Origin of the sequence: Paenibacillus sp. MMS20-IR301 (genome assembly GCF_032302195.1) — a bacterium.
Classification (GTDB): Bacteria; Bacillota; Bacilli; order Paenibacillales; family Paenibacillaceae; genus Paenibacillus_AQ.
The window spans coordinates 2,638,065-2,655,807 of sequence record NZ_CP135275.1; the positions used below are offsets into that span (position 1 = coordinate 2,638,065).

The 17,743-nt window shown below is 52.5% G+C and carries 17 protein-coding genes and 1 pseudogene; 1 reads left to right on the plus strand and 17 read right to left on the minus strand.

The window, feature by feature from the left end; all coding sequences use genetic code 11:
- Positions 1–35 precede the first annotated feature (35 nt).
- The 8 genes and pseudogenes from LOS79_RS11750 to LOS79_RS11785 all read right to left on the minus strand — a co-directional run bounded on the left by LOS79_RS11750 (position 36) and on the right by LOS79_RS11785 (position 8,753).
- Positions 36–1,582: pseudogene (locus LOS79_RS11750) on the minus strand (IS1182 family transposase).
- Positions 1,583–1,948: 366 nt separating this feature from the next.
- The gene (locus tag LOS79_RS11755) at positions 1,949–2,746 is read right to left on the minus strand and encodes a cupin domain-containing protein (RefSeq protein WP_397386751.1); all 798 of its coding nucleotides are present in this window, start codon (positions 2,744–2,746) and stop codon (positions 1,949–1,951) included.
- 233 nt (positions 2,747–2,979) lie between these two features.
- Positions 2,980–4,572, minus strand: coding sequence for a sensor domain-containing diguanylate cyclase (locus LOS79_RS11760; protein WP_315419711.1), 1,593 nt, complete (start codon positions 4,570–4,572; stop codon positions 2,980–2,982).
- 256 nt (positions 4,573–4,828) lie between these two features.
- A complete protein-coding gene (locus LOS79_RS11765; protein WP_315419714.1) occupies positions 4,829–5,380 on the minus strand; it encodes a YfiT family bacillithiol transferase in 552 nt (183 codons plus the stop codon).
- Positions 5,381–5,413: 33 nt separating this feature from the next.
- A complete protein-coding gene (locus LOS79_RS11770; RefSeq protein ID WP_397386752.1) occupies positions 5,414–6,106 on the minus strand; it encodes an HAD family hydrolase in 693 nt (230 codons plus the stop codon).
- A gap of 148 nt (positions 6,107–6,254) precedes the next feature.
- A complete protein-coding gene (locus LOS79_RS11775; RefSeq protein WP_315419716.1) occupies positions 6,255–6,995 on the minus strand; it encodes a GTP pyrophosphokinase in 741 nt (246 codons plus the stop codon).
- Between the two features lie 156 nt (positions 6,996–7,151).
- Positions 7,152–8,186, minus strand: coding sequence for an HD-GYP domain-containing protein (locus LOS79_RS11780; RefSeq protein WP_315419718.1), 1,035 nt, complete (start codon positions 8,184–8,186; stop codon positions 7,152–7,154).
- A 153-nt stretch (positions 8,187–8,339) separates the two neighbouring features.
- A complete protein-coding gene (locus tag LOS79_RS11785; RefSeq protein ID WP_315419721.1) occupies positions 8,340–8,753 on the minus strand; it encodes a hypothetical protein in 414 nt (137 codons plus the stop codon).
- A gap of 135 nt (positions 8,754–8,888) precedes the next feature.
- Between LOS79_RS11785 and LOS79_RS11790 the strand changes: the two genes are divergently transcribed.
- Positions 8,889–9,194 carry a Dabb family protein gene (locus LOS79_RS11790; RefSeq protein WP_315419724.1) on the plus strand — a complete coding sequence of 102 codons (306 nt, stop codon included), beginning with the start codon at positions 8,889–8,891 and terminating at the stop codon, positions 9,192–9,194.
- 15 nt (positions 9,195–9,209) lie between these two features.
- On the opposite strand, the gene lepB is transcribed toward LOS79_RS11790, so the two are convergent.
- From lepB to LOS79_RS11835, 9 genes are read right to left on the minus strand one after another with little or no spacing between them, the layout of a single operon-like run.
- Entirely contained in the window at positions 9,210–9,707 is a 498-nt protein-coding gene (lepB, locus tag LOS79_RS11795) for a signal peptidase I (RefSeq protein ID WP_315419727.1), read from the minus strand.
- A gap of 28 nt (positions 9,708–9,735) precedes the next feature.
- Entirely contained in the window at positions 9,736–10,146 is a 411-nt protein-coding gene (locus LOS79_RS11800) for a DUF4265 domain-containing protein (RefSeq protein ID WP_315419729.1), read from the minus strand.
- A 12-nt stretch (positions 10,147–10,158) separates the two neighbouring features.
- On the minus strand, positions 10,159–11,031 hold the full coding sequence (locus tag LOS79_RS11805; RefSeq protein ID WP_315419732.1) for an SDR family oxidoreductase: 873 nt from the start codon (positions 11,029–11,031) through the stop codon (positions 10,159–10,161).
- A 39-nt stretch (positions 11,032–11,070) separates the two neighbouring features.
- On the minus strand, positions 11,071–12,216 hold the full coding sequence (locus LOS79_RS11810; protein WP_315419734.1) for a GNAT family N-acetyltransferase: 1,146 nt from the start codon (positions 12,214–12,216) through the stop codon (positions 11,071–11,073).
- Complete coding sequence (locus LOS79_RS11815; protein ID WP_315419737.1) at positions 12,213–13,529, minus strand: F390 synthetase-related protein; 1,317 nt, start codon at positions 13,527–13,529, stop codon at positions 12,213–12,215. The genes LOS79_RS11810 and LOS79_RS11815 overlap by 4 nt, the downstream gene beginning before the upstream one ends.
- Positions 13,526–14,380 carry an MBL fold metallo-hydrolase gene (locus tag LOS79_RS11820; protein WP_315419739.1) on the minus strand — a complete coding sequence of 285 codons (855 nt, stop codon included), beginning with the start codon at positions 14,378–14,380 and terminating at the stop codon, positions 13,526–13,528. The genes LOS79_RS11815 and LOS79_RS11820 overlap by 4 nt, the downstream gene beginning before the upstream one ends.
- Complete coding sequence (locus LOS79_RS11825) at positions 14,377–15,369, minus strand: NAD-dependent epimerase/dehydratase family protein (RefSeq protein WP_315419741.1); 993 nt, start codon at positions 15,367–15,369, stop codon at positions 14,377–14,379. Before LOS79_RS11825 ends, LOS79_RS11820 begins: the two co-directional genes overlap by 4 nt.
- The gene (locus LOS79_RS11830) at positions 15,366–16,640 is read right to left on the minus strand and encodes an ATP-grasp domain-containing protein (protein ID WP_315419745.1); all 1,275 of its coding nucleotides are present in this window, start codon (positions 16,638–16,640) and stop codon (positions 15,366–15,368) included. The genes LOS79_RS11825 and LOS79_RS11830 overlap by 4 nt, the downstream gene beginning before the upstream one ends.
- Positions 16,630–17,631, minus strand: coding sequence for a beta-ketoacyl-ACP synthase III (locus LOS79_RS11835; RefSeq protein ID WP_315419748.1), 1,002 nt, complete (start codon positions 17,629–17,631; stop codon positions 16,630–16,632). The genes LOS79_RS11830 and LOS79_RS11835 overlap by 11 nt, the downstream gene beginning before the upstream one ends.
- Positions 17,632–17,743 lie beyond the last annotated feature (112 nt).

Sequence of the window (17,743 nt, forward strand, 5' to 3'; positions counted from 1 at the left end):
AAAAGTAAAATGACAGCAAAACAGCGATCCTTCGGTTATTGGAGGATCACTGTTTTGCGTTTTTGGTCATTCGCAGCTTGCTTCAGTAGATTGTGAGCAAGGGAAAGCCATCCGACCTGGGGCGTCACTTTCTCCTTGCCGCGAAGCAGAAAACGCCGGAAGCCCCGGTTGTTCTTCAGTTGTCCAAATACGCTTTCTGGCTCCGTCATTCGACGAACGGCTAAGAGGTATCCTTCCTCGATTCGCAGCATTTTCCGAGCCTGCTTTTGGTACCGTAACCGTTCCAAACTCACCACAACTTCCCGATTTCCACTTGCCTTCGTGCAGCTTTCCTTTAGCGGACATCTTTCGCAGTTCTTACTTCGGTAATGACGCTTCTGAATTTCATATCCACTCTCTAAGATTTCCTTGCTCTCTTTGCGGAAATACAGCGTTTGTCCTGCCAGGCATGTCCAGCGATCCTCGGCTTCGTCGTACGTCCAGTTCTCAATCTTTCCGGCATTCGCTTTCCAGGCTTTGCTCTTTTCCTTATGGTAGCTGCCGTATTTCACGACCGCCTGAATCTCTTTCTTTTCTAGGTAGGCGTAGTTTTCTTCGCTGCTGTAACCTGCATCCGCGATTACGGTCTTTGGAAGTTTCCCAAGGATCTGCCTTGCTTTTTCCATGTGCGGCTGTAAACAGCGGGTGTCGGTCGGTCTTTGGTGTAGACTGTAGGCTAAAATAAACTGGTTTTCGGTCCCAATCTGTACATTGTAGCCCGGTTTCAGTTGGCCATTTCGCATGTGGTCTTCTTTCATTCGCATAAACGTCGCGTCTGAATCTGTTTTACTGAAGCGATTTCGGTCGCCAAGCAGCTTTTGGTACTGTTCGTACTTCAGCAGCCGGGGAAGCAAATCCTTGCGTAGCTTCCGTACTGCCTTTTTTAGGGGCTTGTCTTAAGCTGAGCTTCAAGCTTTTGCACGGCTTGTTCGAGTTTCTCACTGCTCACTTCAGAACTTGAACCGAGTTCAACAAGATCTTTTCCTTGATTCGCCTGTTGTTCCTGCTCTTCTGCCGTTTCAATGTCAGCGAACAGGGCATGCACCTTTTCCTGCAGTTTGGCTTTGTGTTTGCTGACCGCCTTGCCCCACACAAACGTATAGCGGTTGGCGTTCGCCTCCATTTTGGTTCCGTCCACAAAGTACTGCTCCAGTGAAACGTATTTTTCGTCAGCCAGAAACTGGAGTACGGCGGTAAATACGGTTTCGAGAACGGTCTTCATCCGTTGGGAACGGAAACGATTCAACGTCCGAAAGTCTGGCCGCTGCCGACCAGCGAGCCACATGAAGGGAATATTCTCGCGTACCGCTTTGGCGATTTGGCGAGAGGAATAGATACGCTGAGTGTAGGCGTAAATAATGACTTTGGTCAGCATTTTAGGATGGTAGCTGTCACGGCCGCCCCCAGGGTAGGCAGCGTCAAAGATAGCGTCGTCCAGCCGACTAACGGCGGCATTCACGACACGAACGAGGTGGTTTTCTGGAATGTCTTCTTCTAAATCCATTGGCAGGCAAAGTTGGTCCATGGTATATAGGATGTACAAAGAAATCGCTCCTTTTGGGATGGTTGGGTGGTACCTCCATTTTACCAAAAAGGCGATTTTTTTTGTTTTTGTTGAAAAATGTGTATTATCCCGCTTAAACAGCGGAGAGGACGGAACGATTGTGGAAAAGCGGAAGCGTTCGCCTTGGTCTCCGGATTTTCACCGCTAAGGGGAATGAAAAAAATCTGGAGAGCACAGCGATTGGAACAACGGTCCGTTCACGCAGCGTCCACCCAAGTGCTCACATTGATCCAGCTCCGAAATAAAGAGCTGTCCCAAGCAGCCATTTCATGGCTTTTGGGACAGCCCCGTCTTTTATTCACATTATCTGTTTTAAAACTTGCGGGGTTATTTTTAAATCAAGAGCTATTCGTTCCCGCTTTCCTTCAATGCATCCCCCGCCCCGGGATTAGCCTGGTAATACGGCTGCTGGCGGTACATCGGGACAGAAGGCTGTGCATAATACCCGTGAACAGCCATCGGCTGATAACCAAAGGGCTGCGGAGCGGACGGATACATATACGGCGCCGCATTCATCGCGTTCATAGGCGAGACATTTGCCGGCATCATATTAACCGGATTCGTCTGGGTTCCCTTCATATTCGCTGCGGCCGCTTGAGACGGTTTACAGCAGTCAGCAGGTGGGCCGATTAAGGTTCCGGGCTGAATCCCGGCCAGTGCCTCCTTCAGCAGCGCCTCATTCAAGCAGTAGGTATGGGCCAGCACATTGGCCGGGGTCTTGCTCAGAATATCCGAACCGAGAATAACCTCCGGCGTGGGAGCATCAAATATAGCCAGCAAATGAGTACAGTCAGCAGTAGCCACTTCATAATGCCACCAGCCCTGCGGAATATTGGCTACCTGGCCCGGCAGCAGCGGGAAGTGCAGCAGCTCATTTGTAAACGGGTTAATGATGGAAACCACTACAGAACCGGAAATGCAATACACCAGCTCGGCTGCATTCTGATGATAATGCGGTTCGACCACATTGGCTTTGCTGAGAAAAATATCAAGCAGCGAGATGTTCTCCAGTGTATTCAAATTTTTGATTCCCAGCACATTAATATAATTGCATTCATCCTTCTTGAATAAGGTGCTGCCATTCAGATCAAACGTAAACTGTGTATTAGGTGAAGTATAATCCATGTAAGAGGTCACGCGCATCCATCCTTTCCCCGGGGGGCTCTGATTATTATCATGCAGTAGAGTATGTATCCGCCCAGGCCCAGGTGACGATAATTTTCAAATTCCTCTCCATTGAACAATCAACTGCTGCTTGAAATGGACGGTTCCGTTCATAAGCAAGTGAAGTGAATAAATTTCTGTTCGATCAAAAAAGCACCTTCCTCACGGAAGATGCTCTCCTAACTCTCATTCTACGCTCTCGTACACCCTTCTCATTCCCCGGCAATAACTGTCCGGTTTCTTCCGCTGAGCTTCGCGGTATACAAGGCTTCATCTGCTTGTCCCATCAGCTCTTCACGGGTGCGGCCGTTCGTAGGGTAATGGGCAATGCCCTGGGAGCAGGTCACCTGCAGCGGCAGGGAAATTTTGCTTTGCTCCAGTGTCTGGCGGATGCGTTCAGCCACATTGTAGGCATCCTCTGCTCTGGTCCGCGGAAGCAGCAGTACGAACTCCTCCCCGCCGTACCGGGCACAGACATCTCCCGGCCGGATGCTTGCAGTTAGCACTTCTGCAACCCGCCGCAGCACCTCGTCTCCGGCCAGATGGCCATAGGTATCGTTGACGAATTTGAATTTATCCACATCCATTACAACTACAGAGAACGGAACCCGCGCTGCAATCCATTTGTTCATGCTTAGCTCGAGGGCTCTGCGGTTCGTGAGTCCTGTCAGCAGATCTGTCCGTGCCTCCTGTGTCAGCTGGTCCGTCTGCTTCTGCACATCTGCCCAGGCGATAACCACCGCTTGGGTCAGCAGATCAACCTCACGGTTCCAGTGGGGCTTCAGCTCAGGAGGGTCGGCATTCTCCTTGCCGATCCGGTTCACCATGTCGGCCAGCACAACAAACGGCTTCGCCAGCCGGTGCGCCAGCACAAATGCACACAGCAGCATGACGATGAACGGAAGAATGGTGTAGGACAGGATTTTCCGCAGATGGGCGATCAGCTGGTCTTTGATTACTTTAACCGGAGAGACGACCACCACACCCCAGCCGTTAGAAGGAACCGCGGAGTAGCCGGCAAGCATCAATACCCCTTTCGTATTCTCTGCTGTCATCTCTCCGCTCTGCCCCTGCATAAGCTTCTGTACAACCTCATTGTCACTGACATCCTCATTCATTCGTGTCTTGTCCGGATGGAACAGCAAATGCCCTTCCGGGCTGACAATATAATAATAGGAGCCTGATTCATCCACTGTATTGTTCCCGAAGATCATATTCAGGATATTGTAATCCTGGAGGTAGACTGTACCGCCAAGCTGGCCGAGATAATAGTTGTCCTTGTTATAAAGCGGTTCGCTCATGAAAAAAAGAATTCTGCCTGTTGTGGATGACGTATATGGCCGGGACAGGTATGCGGTCTTCAGCCGCAGCGCTTCCAGTACTGCCGGAGAATTGATCCGCTTCCCGACCATTCCAAGCGCAGCCGGCGAATTATTGAGTACTTGTCCAGCAGCATCCACCCGGATCACCGAATTGAAATAGTTACTGCTGTTACGGATAGAATCAATATATTGGTCTACAACCTCAGGCTCAGGTGACTCCATATGGGAGATGGTCTCCGCACTATAGATCAGGCTGCTGCGCATAGAACGGAAGAGTGAATCTACCGTCTTGCTCATTCTGTCCGCATTGGAATAATTCAGACTCAGTGTTGTAGCCATCAGGGACTTCTTCTTGGACTGATATGAGCCAACGAGCAGAATTGTTGTTGTGAGCAGAAAAACCATGGTTACCAGGGCCATAAGCAGTAAAGTAAGACTAAGTTTCCGCTTTGTTCTTACTTCTGCCCCCTTGGATTTAGGCATTCCTTAACCTCCTTCTCTGCTGGAGCCCGTCTGGCACTTGCTATAATTATATACGATTAGGATATGGAATACAGAGCAGGTTCAACATTCCATTATTTCCCGTGTAAGCCTATCCTTATGGCCGTTCCGTGAAAGCGCGCCATCTGCGGCTGTACCTTACAATACATCAAGATGCACAGATTATGAACAACTGAAAAAGAGCAGACAGCGGGAAGATCGCCCGGTCCGTCTGCTCTCTTAAGTCAACCAATCTTAATTACCAGCGGCTGCGCTGGATCAATGCTGTAATCTGGGCCAGATGATGACGGTTATGCCAGACATACCTCTGCACGGCGATATCGAGGGTCATCTTCCCGAGACCGGCACTTTCAAACGATTTGCTATAATCACTTTCCTCCAGTGAATTCAGCAGTGTCACAAATCTCCGGTTAAGCAGCTCAAGCAGCTGCAGCGAGGATTCCGCCGGCTCCTCTGTATAATCGCTTTGCTCCGCCCACAGGTCCTGCCTGTAGCTTGGTACGAGCGGCGAGTCTTCTGTAAGCCCCCGTTTGAACCGCAGATAGGCATACATGCCGGTATCGGCAAGGTGGTGCACAACCTGAAGAACGGTCCAGCCTCCAGGCCGGCATGGCGTATTCAGCTGGTCAGCCGTGAGCGGCTCTACAGCAGCCGTAAGCCCAGCTGCCAGCAGCCGGATCATCTGAACCGATTCCTTCCACTGCTCTGGCGTCCGGCCGTCTGCTGCAGTAAATTTGCCAACCGGATACTTCAATTGCTCCAGTTCCTGCTCTGACACATCATTCTCCATTCCGTTCACAGCTCCCTCAACTATAGAATTGAACTAATTTAATCTTCCCGCAGTCAGCAGCTCATCGACTTCATCCAGGGTAATTACCGTGTAATCCGGTTTCACATGATGCGGCCATGCGAGCTGACTCCGGTTGATCCAGCAAGACTTGATCCCCGCTCTGGCAGCTCCCAGCACATCCGAGGCTGAGTCCCCTATATGGATAATCTGCTCCGGCTTGACACCGTATCGGGCAATGACCTCGGCAAACATCCGGTTGTGGTGATCATTTTTGTAAGAACGGTAAGTTTCTGAAGTAAATAGTTCCACTGGATAATCACGGTAGAATTCCGGGAGCATAAGCGTATCGGTGTCGCTGACAATGCATACCTGGAATTGTGCGCATATCCGGTGCAGGAAAGCTTCTGTATCAGCATACATGGCGGATAACCGGTGCTGGGCAAAGAGAATGTCCACTGCCTGCAGACTGTCATAGTTCATGTTATGCCGGAGAAATATTTGCTGAAATCCTTTTGTGTATATCTCTCTACTACTGATGAAGCTTCCAGCTTCTCTGACCTCTGCTGCCAACTCGAAATAATAACTAAGCAGCTGGCTTCCCAGTAACCTTGCTCTCTCTTCACTGAATTCTGTTTGAAGAATCGGCTTCCAGACTTCAGCAGCTCTGCCCTGTATATCTACGAGGGTCTGAAACATATCCAAACTGACGACTTTCAAAGGTAACACTCACTCACCCGCTTTTCTTTCTGAATCATAGCTTTAGGCTCTGAAATTCATTGTCATCCGGGCAGCTGAATTCAAAATAATTATGATCCGTTATGTAAATATCCGGCATATATTTATGATTTCCCCGGAAATATCAGCTTCCGTCCGGTTATTCACCAAGCAGCTTAATAAAATTAGCCGGCAGCTTAAGCTGCTGATTGTTCAGCATAATCTCCCGCAGGCCGGAGAAGGAATCCTCATCCTCCTGGGCATCCTTGATTTCCTTAATTTCGCGGTGTAATTGCTCCATCTGCAGATCCAGCGCGTTGGCTTTGTCTGCGGCATTCTTCAATTCACGGGTCAGCCGCTCAGGAACCGCCTGGCTGTATTTATAGAATATTTTGTGTTCCAGACTCGCCCAGAAATCCATGGCAATAGTGCGGATCTGCACCTCCACACAGACAAGCTCCTGGCAGTCGGACATGAAGACAGGCACCTCGATCAGCAGATGCAGACTCTGATAGCCATTTGGCTTCGGATTTTTGATATAGTCCTTAACCTCAAGCACCTTTAGGTCATCCTGCTTCTGCAGCATGGCACTGACCTGATATATATCGGAGATGAAGGAGCAGGTAATACGCAGCCCGGCAATATCCTTGATGCTGGCTCTGATCTGCGGAATCGACAGCTCGCTGTTCTTGCGCAGCATTTTATTCATGATGCTCTCCGGGGACTTAATGCGTGACTTGGTATGCTCGATTGGACTGTAGTCATGAAGCAGCTGAAATTCCTCCTTGAGGATTTCAATCTTCGTCTCCATTTCGGCCAGGGCGAATTTGTAAATCATCATAAACCGGGTAAGCTCATATTTGATTTGCTTGAACTTCTCTAATTGATTCTCGGCATTCATAGTACCTTCTCCTTTGTCCTGCTGCTAAGCATTACTATAGTAATCTCTTATTAATCATAGCCAATCTGCAGCCCGAGCACAAATTTCGCTGATTCCACGCAAAAACGGCCTAACTGCCCGGAGGGGACGGTTAAGCCGTTCATACACAATTAGTTTTCAGTTGAAAACCTCATCCACTGACAGGCTGCGTTCACGAGACAGGTCTCTGAACCCGTCATCCACTTTAACCAGCGGCTTAAACAGATCCAGCGGGTTGTTCATAATAATCTTGCCTATTTCCCCGTTACTGAGCTGAACATTCTTGCCTACGAAGCTAGGCAGCAGATGTCCGGTAAGTGCCTGGACTACCGTTTCGTTCAGCTTGCCGAAGCCCATTTCATGCACCTTGCGCAGGACGGTCACCAGACCCTGCTTGGGCCGGTTCAGCGTAGAGGTGGTCAGAGACATATAAATGTTGGCCACAGTTACAATCTGCGTGTAGGGATGAAGCTCCTGCTTGAGCAGCCCGTGCGGATAACCTGAGCCATCCTCATATTCATGATGCTGAAGGGCCACTAATGCGGTAACCTCATCCAGCTTCGAGCCGCGGATCAGATCATAGCCGTATGTGGTGTGGCGTGCCAGCTCATCCTGTTCGGCATTTGTCAGCAAACCCTGTTTATTCAAAATAGACAACGGCACCTGGCTTTTACCGATATCATGCAGATAACCGGCGCGGCTGATCTCGTAACGCTCCTCCTTGGAGTATCCGAGCCATGCTGCCAGATAGTAGGACAATAGACCGACCTGCAAAGAATGGTGATATGTATCAATATCGTCCCGGTCCAGCAGGAGCAGCAGAGCGACAACATCCTTCTGCCCGGACAATGTTTCCAGAAGCGGCTTCAGTGTCTCATCGACCATGGCCCCGGAGAAGCTGCCCTGTGTCAGTGCCTCCAGGAAAATCGTTTCATAATTCAGGATAGCATGGTCAAAATCATCATGTAATCCATGATCAGCCTCTTCCCCGCCGCTGCCCTGCAGCAGACTGCGCGGCTCAATATCCACATAATGAATTTTGTGCCGGATCAGGATACTGATCTCCTCCCGCTGAACACAAGTCCCTTTGGGAAGAACATGCAGACCTACACCATTGAAAGTGTCTGTCAGAAGACAATCGCCGTGTTTCAGATCCGTGACATGTACTTTCAAGTTTCAGCACCCCTTAATTGTATAGGATTATTCCGATTTGCTCCACTTGATCATAGTCAATACACTTCAAAGTAACAATCCGGTGAAAGTCACAAACTGACCACAATCTAGTTCAAACGGAACCCTGTCTTTAGCCGCCTTTCTATAAAAAGTTCACATCCATTTCACAAACCTCTTATATTTGAGCTTGATTTCGTTAGCCTCTGCCCACAAGATCAGCTGTTTCATGGCCTGTTCCCGGTTATCCATAAACCTGAAGCACAGATTAACCGGGACAATTCTTTTACCTATGGGCAATATTCCTACTAACGGACCATCTATGCAAATCACCTTAATCTCTTTAGCGGCGATGCTCCGGCTGCGCACCAAAAGCGAATCATCGCCCCACTTCAGCCTGCCGGCCTTGCGCAGCACATGAAAGAGAAGGAACAACAGGGCCAGGATGCTCGCTCCTAACCAGGCAAATCTAATATAATAGATAACGGGGCTCCTATCCGGGTCAACCGCAGGCGGGAGCATCATGAAAGTGATGGACATGAGCACAGCGATAAATGTGCTGATTGACATTGGAGCCTTAATTCTGCTTTCTGAGGTATACATAGACATAGTACTTACCTTTCTGCTGGCAAATTTGTAGTATAATCGCTTCAGGTCTATCAAAGCATACTTAGTCTGACACAACTTTTCAGGAGGTCATATCTTATGTACGAGCATCTGGTAGCATTCAAATTTAACGGGCAATTCAAGCCGGGCAGTGAAGAGCCCTTAATTGCAGCACTGCTGGCGCTGAAAGAGCAGATACCGGGCATCGCGGACATCACCGCAGGCGTTAATGTCACAGAAGAAACGGATAATATTCACGGCTATACCCTGGGGCTTCGCGTAACCTTTACTGATCAGGAAGCGCTGCAGGCGTACGGGCCCCATCCGGCACACCGCGCTTTTGTAGACATGCTGGAGGGGATTATTGAGAGTGTTGTTGTGGTCGATTACCTCATTCGCCCGTAGACAGGCCTGTTCAGGTCAAAACAGATCATTAACATCGAACAGCACTTTCCCGATCAGCTTATCCTTATCTACAAACGGCGTACTCCATAAATGGGCGTCATAGCTGGCATTCCGGTTATCACCAAGGAAGAAATAGTGATCCGCGGGAACGGTAACCGGCCCGAACGTGTAGGTCATCGCTTCCTGCAGATACGGCTCAGTTACCTCCACGCTGTTGCGGTACAGCTTACTGTCCTTAATCTCGATGACATCCCCCGGCAGTCCGATCAGCCTTTTAACATATCGTTTGTGTTCATCTCCGGCAACCGGCGGGTAGAACACGACGATGTCACCATGCTTTAGCGTAGAGTTCCAGAGCATTTTGTCCACGACCAGCCGGTCGTTAATTTCAATAGTCGGAATCATCGAGCCGGTTGGCACTCTCATCGCTTCAGCGACATAGGTGCGGATGAATAAAGACAGAATAATACCGATTGCTATGCTGGGTATCCACTGTTTCATAAATTTCTTCATTTCTTCTGACTGCCTCCTCGTATTCTGATTAGCTCTCAAATCCGGCAATAATTCTCGACATCTCCCGCTCAGCGTCAACCCCGGAATGCTTCGGCAGATGAATCACCAGCAAGCCGCCGAAGATTTGCTCCCATCTGCCTCCATGTGCGTTGACACGTTCCTTGAAGCTCATTATTTCCGGCGAAGCCGCCGCCTCTTTACTAAGCAGCCAGGCATACCGGATCAGCCCGGATTTCTGTACAGTTTCAATATAATAAGCAATTCCCTCGTGCTCCCTGACCCTGATAATGTCGCCCAGCGCAATCCCCGGGTTAAAAATCGGTGTTTCCTCAATCCGGTATTTGTCCCTGGAAACCGGCGTCACATCCAGAATCTCAATCTCCCTGCCCTGCTCATCAAAACAAATATGTAACCCTACCGTCTCCGGCACTGCATTCACCCCAGTTCTATTCTATTTCATCGCCTTCAGAGATCTGGCGACGATGCTCTCCAGCAGCTTCCACGGGAGCAGCGTTTTGGCAACGATAAGCAGCCGGGAGCCTTTGCCGACAGGATACCGCAGCCTTGGCTTGCTTTTTCCGGTAATCCGGCCTATCAGTTCAGCTACCTCCTGCGGATCAGGAGCCGTCTCAGCCGACTTGCGGGAATAGCGCAGCACCTCGTCGAGCCTGGCCTGATAAGGAGAATCCTCACGGGTATGCATTCCGGCAATGCCTTTCCCCCAGATCGGCGTGCGGAAGGAGCCTGGCTCAACCAGCACTACCTTTATACCAAACGACCGCAGTTCCTGCCGCAGACTTTCGCTGAAGCCCTCCACGGCAAACTTGGAGGCCGCATAAGGAGCGTAGCCGGGAAAACCAGTCAGCCCGCTGACACTGCTAACGTTGATAATCTGCCCTTCCCCTTGCGCGCGCATTACCGGAAGCACCGCTTTCGTTACAGCGATCAGTCCGAAGAAGTTCGTCTCCATCTGCCGGCGCCACTCGTCCATGCTCACTTCCTCCACAAAACCGCCAACAGCAAAGCCGGCATTGTTGACCAGTACATCAATTCTGCCGAACTGCTCTGTAATCTTCCGGGCAGCAGCAGCTATCGAGGACTCCTCCGTTACATCTAATGTCATCAGATGAATGCGCTCCAGCACTCCGGCCTGTTCAGCCTGCTGAACCAGCCCGGTTTGGCGGCTGAGATCCCGCATGGTAGCTACTACCTTATAGCCCCTGCGGGCCAGGGTTAGGGCGGTCAGCAGGCCGAAGCCGCTGGAAGTGCCGGTAATCAGTGCGATCCGGTCAGGGTCCCGAAATAGGTTATGTTCAGCGTTCACGCCGCACCTTCTTTCACTATAATATGGTGATTGGTTCCGCTACAGCTTCAGCTTCTGAATGAGCGGCATGCCGATCCGCCAAAGCAGCATTGCAAGGAACGACCAGCCCCAGCGGTTCAGCAGGGAGGTCCCGCGGTCGTAAACTGCTGACACCTCCACTGCCCCTGCTGCTCCACGATTGCGCTTAAATTGACCGACACCGGAGCTTTCGTGCAGGAGCAGACCCTGGCTCTGGGCAAGCCCGATCAGTACGGCAGACAGCATACGGTAGAGCCCTAATGATTGCGGCAGCGTGGTATCGTAGCCGAATAGAGGCGCAGTCATGGCTCCCTCCCGCTCATAGTAGCCCAGAACAGCATCCAGCACACCGTCTTTCCGCAGACCGTAGATCTGCAGCGTCCGCCGCTCCAGTGCCAGGGCAATGAATGCCTCAGTAAACTGCGGGTTGTGGACCGAATATTTATCGATATACAGCAGCCGGTACAGCTCAGCAATCCGCGGGATATCCGCTGCTGTAATCTCATCCGGAGATACTTCAGTGTAGCCGTGTTTGGCCAGCAGACTGCGGTCCCGTTTGACCAGCCATCTGGCTTTTGAGCCGGCGCTGCCTTGCTGCAGCAGGTAAATCTGCCGGCTTGGCACCAGCTTGCAGCCGTAGCTGCGCAGCCTCTCCATGACATCCCCCGAGGTCTCTTGGCTGAGCGAGCGGTACATCAGGGTATAACCGGGGTAGGCTTGCCGCAGATAATCCAGCACTTCCGTAAGCTGCCCGGCGCTGAGTCCGGGATACAGATTGGTGGACAGCAGCCAGTTATTAATCTGGATCACCCGGTTGAACCGGGCTCGCCGCAGCAGGCGGCCCATTCCGCTCAGCACTGTGGACAGCACCCCCTCAAGCACCCGGTTATTCAGTAAAGCAAGCTCCTCACGGGCATAGCTGATGTAATGGGTATAGGGCGAGCACACATAGGAATTATTGTACTCTGCTTCGTTTATAGTAACGGGAACCGGCAATCCGTCTATCGTCAACACCTTAACATCAGTACATACATTGGTGATAAAATGTTCCGTTCCCCGCTCCAGCAGCGGCATAATGTACTCCCTGGCATATTTACCATAGTCTGTATCCGGCCAGTTAAGTTCACCTATCGTTTCGCGGTCATACATGATAATTCTTCCAGTCAAGACTTCCAGCCCCTTTCCACCCGGCGCAGCTTCTGTACTCCGGGCATGAAGCTGTAGGCAGTGAAGGTCAGCTGCGGAGGCGTACAGGACAGCCGTGTGAATAGACGCGACAGCCCGCTTGCGATCAGCGGCTCCGCATCCTCTGTGCTGCCTGGCCGTATCCGGTATGAGATCTCCAGTTCCAGCAGACTATGCTGTATTACACGGTAATGCTCGATCTCAGCGGATGCCGCCAGCACAGCTCTGGTAATAAAATCAGGAAATACAGTAACCAGGTGACCGTCTCCCGTATGCGGAAGATAGAGAATATCATCACAGCGGCCTTCAATCCGCTCGATAGCCGTAAAAAGCGATCCGCAGGGACACGGCTCAGCCGCTTCTGTCAGAATATCATTCAGCCGGTAACGGATGACAGGCTGAACAGATCTTGAGAAATCGGTCACAACCGGCACGAACCGCCGCGATTCACCGTCAAGCCATTCTTTCTCGATATGTACGATATCTTCATTGAGATGCAGAGTCCCGTGGCTGCAGGTAGCACCAAGGAAACCTTCGGTGCACTGATAAGCCTGATGTACTTTCTGCCCGAAGGTCTTCTCGATATGCTGGCGGTCCAGCGGATCCAGCACTTCAGCAACGGCGATGATTCTGCGCGGCTGCAGGTCCAGGCTGCCCGAATCCTGCGCTTCCGCCAGCAGGCGGAGCATCGACGGCGGGGCAATCCAGATATCCGGCTGATACCGGCCCATCCGCTCCAGAAGCTGCGGCTGCGGCTCCAAAAGATCGAAATACTGAAACTGCAGCCGTCCCTGCTTCACGGATTCATACAGATTGCTGTTCGCCCGCAGAAAAAAGGCAATCTTAGCCCGTTTCCAGAGCCCGCCCGGCAGCAGCTTGGCCAGCACCGTCCCTGTCCAGGCTGCCTGCTCCGCTTCACCGACAAGGAAGATGCCGCGGCTGCCCGAGGTCCCTGAGGATAACCCTACGGTTATCCCTTTCAGGGTCGGCTTGAAATTCCTGCTGTTCTCCGCTTCATAGGCCTCAGCAAAAGCCTGCTCCCTGGAGATGCCTGCAGTGTTAAGATCATCGAAATGGCCCATCATCAATGATTTCTCTATAACGGGGAATGAGCGCCACTGCTCATCCGGAATACCGGACCACAGCTCCCGGTAGAAGCGTGATTGCTTGCGTACCTTATCCACATGACGCCGGATGCGCTTCTCCTGCCACTCTGCTAGCTGCGTGCGGCTCTTCCAGTGTCTGCCCCATTTGGTCAGTATATAATGGCCAACAATAAGCAGCTTCCGCTTCATTGTGCGCCTCCAGTTCCCCACCAGACGAGCGCCTCGCGGCAATGGCTCGGCACAATCCGCAGCTGCGGAAATTGGCTGTGGATCTGGCGCAGCCGTTCAAAGTTCAGCCGGTACTCCGCGCGGCTGGACATGATCAGCGCGGCTGCCGGATGCGGCTTACGGTTCTCGCGGAAAGCCCTGCTGGACCAGACCGTATCGGCACAGAGCAGATAATCATGCTCCCCGGTTGACAGGAACAAGCCTATCATGCCGGCGGCGTGGCCGGATAATTCCACCGCCAGCAGGCTGCCGTCACCAAGCAGATCATAGGCTTCCTTGAACGGAAGACCTGGCGGAAGCAAGCGTGTTGCTGAAAATTCATCCACTGGCAGGGAGCGGATATTGAACTGCTCCGGAAGCAGCCCGGGCAGAAATCCCGCCTTAGTCGCTCTAACCGGGCCAAGTCTGCTAACCGCATCGTATGATTTCCGCAAATAAATGAATTTCGCCTGCGGGAAATCCCGCACGCCGCCGATATGATCGGCATGAAAATGCGACAGGATGATATATTGCACATCCTCCGGAGCAATCCCGCCTGCCTTGAGCTGACGGACAGCGCTCTCGTCCTCCGAATATACCACCGGGGTAATCCGGCGGTACAGCGAAGCCGGCAGGCTTGCTGTCTCTTGAAAGAAGCGGGCGCTATAGCCTGTATCGAACAGGATTGGTCCATACTGCGGATGCCGGATCAGGGCGAATCCTGCGGGAAAAGCTACCGGCTTCAGTGAGCCGCCCCGCAGTGTCAACCGCTCAGGATGCAGGCAATATCCCGCCGCCATAATCGATATACCAACCGGAATTTCTGTAATCATGACTGTTCCCTCCACCATTGTGCGAAGGATTGCAGACCCTCGTCTATTGTGATCCGCGGAAGATATCCAAGCTGTTCCCGTGCACGTGTAATATCCAGTGTCTGGGAAATGCCCAAGGCAGCTGCCGAATAACGGGTAAGCAGCGGTTCCCCCAAAGACGGCAGCAGTCTGTGAACCGCTTCCGACACTGCCGCTATGGAGTAGGCAGCTGCATAAGGCAGCGGCAGTGTACGCAGCGGAATATCCAGCAGCGCGAACAGTCTGCTGACCAGGTCCCTGAACATGACCGGCTCACCGTTCGTTATATTGTACGCCTGTCCGGCAGCAGATAGCGGGGCTTCGCAGCAGAGAAGCATAGCATCCACCACATTATCGACAAAGGTAATATCGATGCTTGCCCTGCCGTTATTCATCAGGGGAACCCCCCTGCTGTTATTCGCTGCAAGCAGCCGTGGGAATAATGCGTTATCCAGCGGACCGAAGACGGCCCTGGGCCGGAGCATATATACTGTCAGCCCGTCCCGTGCGGCCTGCTCCAGAACCCGTTCAGCGATCAGCTTCGTGGACGCATAGGCATTGGCCGGTCTTGCAGGCAGCGGATCATCCTCACGGATCCCGTAGCGGTGCTGCTGGCTGGAATAGATGCTGGGAGTTGAAATATGGATTAACCGCCGGACATCATACCGCTTGCATGCTTCTGCAATATGGCTTGTGGCCTCCACATTACTTGAATAAAAATCACGGTATTTCCCCCAGGGCGAGGACAGTGCCGCACAATGAAATACATAATCCATTCCCCGGCAGGCACGTTCGGCCGCTTCCGCATCCCGTAAGTCTCCGGCAGTAAATACCGCACCCTCTTGCTCAAGCAGCCTGCCCTGCTGCAAATCTCTGCCCAGTCCGTAGACCTCCCAGCCTAGCCGGACCAGCCTGCGGGCTGTATGCCGTCCGAGAAATCCGGTTGCCCCTGTTACGAGTGCCTTCGTCATGCCTCACCATTCCATTCTATATCTTCTGTCAGCGCTTCTGTCAGTGAAATCCCGTGCCGTCCTGCCGTCTTATAAGCAGAACAGACAATCCGCAGCTGCTCCAGGATCGGCCGGCGGTCATCCCTGCGCGAGATTACATCCGCTGCTCGGCGCATCGCCCGGTACCATCCCCTGAAGCCTGCCGGACCCGGCTTCAAGCCGCAGCCCAGCATAGGGAACATCAGCATGGCTGTGCGGCCAGAACGCGGGAGCACCGTTTCTCCGCTCTGCACAAGCCTGCCCGGATTAAGCAGAGCAGCCTCCAGTCCGTCCGCCGGTACAAACAGATGAATGCCGCTGGTTGCCCGCGGATTACATTCGATCGGATACAGCCTGCCGTCTGCAGCCTCGATGAAATCAAAGCCGATTTGGCCGCTGAAGCCTCTAGCAGCGCCGGCGAATCTCTGTATCCAGCTGTATACGGCAGGATGCTCCAGATGCTCGAAATAGACACTCGCTCCTGACTGGCCTGTACGATACCTGCTGTCGTAGGCTGCATGTGCTACAACAGCACCTTCATGAATAATGCTGTAGGTGCAGATAGCCTTGCCTCTGATATACTCCTGTGCCACCCAGGGCGCATCCGGTGAGAGTTCTGGCGGTGCCGGCGGGATTCTATGCCCGTTGCTCCGCTGCAGATCATTACCGTGCTGTGGCAGGATCACTTTGGAAGCAAACCGGGAATAAGCAGGCTTGTACACCAGCTGATTCTCTTTTGCCGCAGCATCTTCAGTCATTTGCCTCCACTCTGCTGCACTACTGATTAACGTAGTCTGCGGCACAGGTAAACCGAGTGAGCGGACCCAGGCAATGAACTCCCCCTTGTGATGCAGCCGCCGCAGCATGTCCAGATCTGAAGCAAGCACACGGCAGCCGTTGCCGTTCAAGACTTCCAGCCCGGCGGAAATATAAAATATTTCCTCACAGGTCGGAATAAGACAATCTATTTCCAGTTCGGCAATTAGTTCAGCCAGCCGCCGGATATAATCCTGCGGACTATGCCGGGGAGACGGCAGACGGAAGCTTGCTTCTACAGCCGAGGATACCCGGCACAGATGATACTTGGCGCTCTCGGCGACAAATACCCGGTGTCCGCCCTTATAGAACAGCCGTGCCAGCTCCAGTGCAACCGGAGCACGCCCGCCGGTGATCAGAATCCTGTGAGCCTGTCCATCCCTTACCGCCCCGCCAGCCTGCACGCTCCGCCCTCCGCGCTGCGGGTCAGTAATCAAGAATCAGGCCTCCCAGGGACAGCCCGGCTGCCGTGCCGATCAGCATAATCCGGTCACCGCGTGCAATCCGGTTCTGGCGGATGGCTTCATGCAGTCCCATCGGGATCGAGGCTGCAATGGTATTGCCGTGGCCTGCTGTATTGTCCAGGAACCGTTCTTCGGCGATACCCAGCTTCTTGCGCAGCAGCCGCATCGCCATCGCACTGCCCTGATGGGGAATGACCAGACGGAAGTCGCCCATCCGGTTCCCCGTTGCCGTCAGCATTTCACCGAGGAAATCCGGAAGCAGCTTGGAGGCTTTGCGGAAAATAGCCTGTCCATCCATATGAAACAAATAAGGCACCGCATTCTCCGCAGTGAACTTCTGGGCATGCAGCCTTGTGCCGCCCCCGGCGATCTCTGAGAAACGGGCACCGCTGCTGTATGTTTTGAGCGACGCATGAAGAATCTGCGAAGCGTCCCCGGCGTCTGCGGGACCAATAACAACCGCTGCCGCCCCGTCCCCGAACAGCGCCGAGCTCTCTTTATCCTGCCAGTTCAGGCCTGCCGAAGCGATTTCAGTTGCTACGAGCAGCACATTCCTGTACCTTCCTGCCTCCACCATGTAGGACATGACGTCCAAGCCTACGAGAAAACTAAGGCAGGTGGCATCCATATCAAAAGCAGGAACACCTGAATCCGCCTGCCCCATAGCCGCCTGAATGAACACCGCGGTGCTCGGCAAAGGCTGCTCCTTCGTCCCGCTCGTACAGACGAGGCAATCGATGTCGCTGAAGGTCAGGCCGGCGTCCGCCAATGCGGCCTCCGCAGCTTTGGCTCCCATAGCGGAAGCAGTCTCACCTTCACCGGCATAATGCCGGATCCCCACACCTGTTATTTTATTAACCCAGCCTGCAGGCGTACCTAGTATTACATCTAGCTCTGCATCACTAACCTCGCGTTCCGGCAAGTATTTGCCTGTCCCCTTGATCTTCACATGTCTAAGCTGCATCCTCGCATCCCCTATTCCTAATGAGTAACTAGATGTCGATGTCGAACTTTATATGAAAATGTAAACTATAGATATATTCTACTAGATTTCCTGCTCAAGTCATACTCAAAGA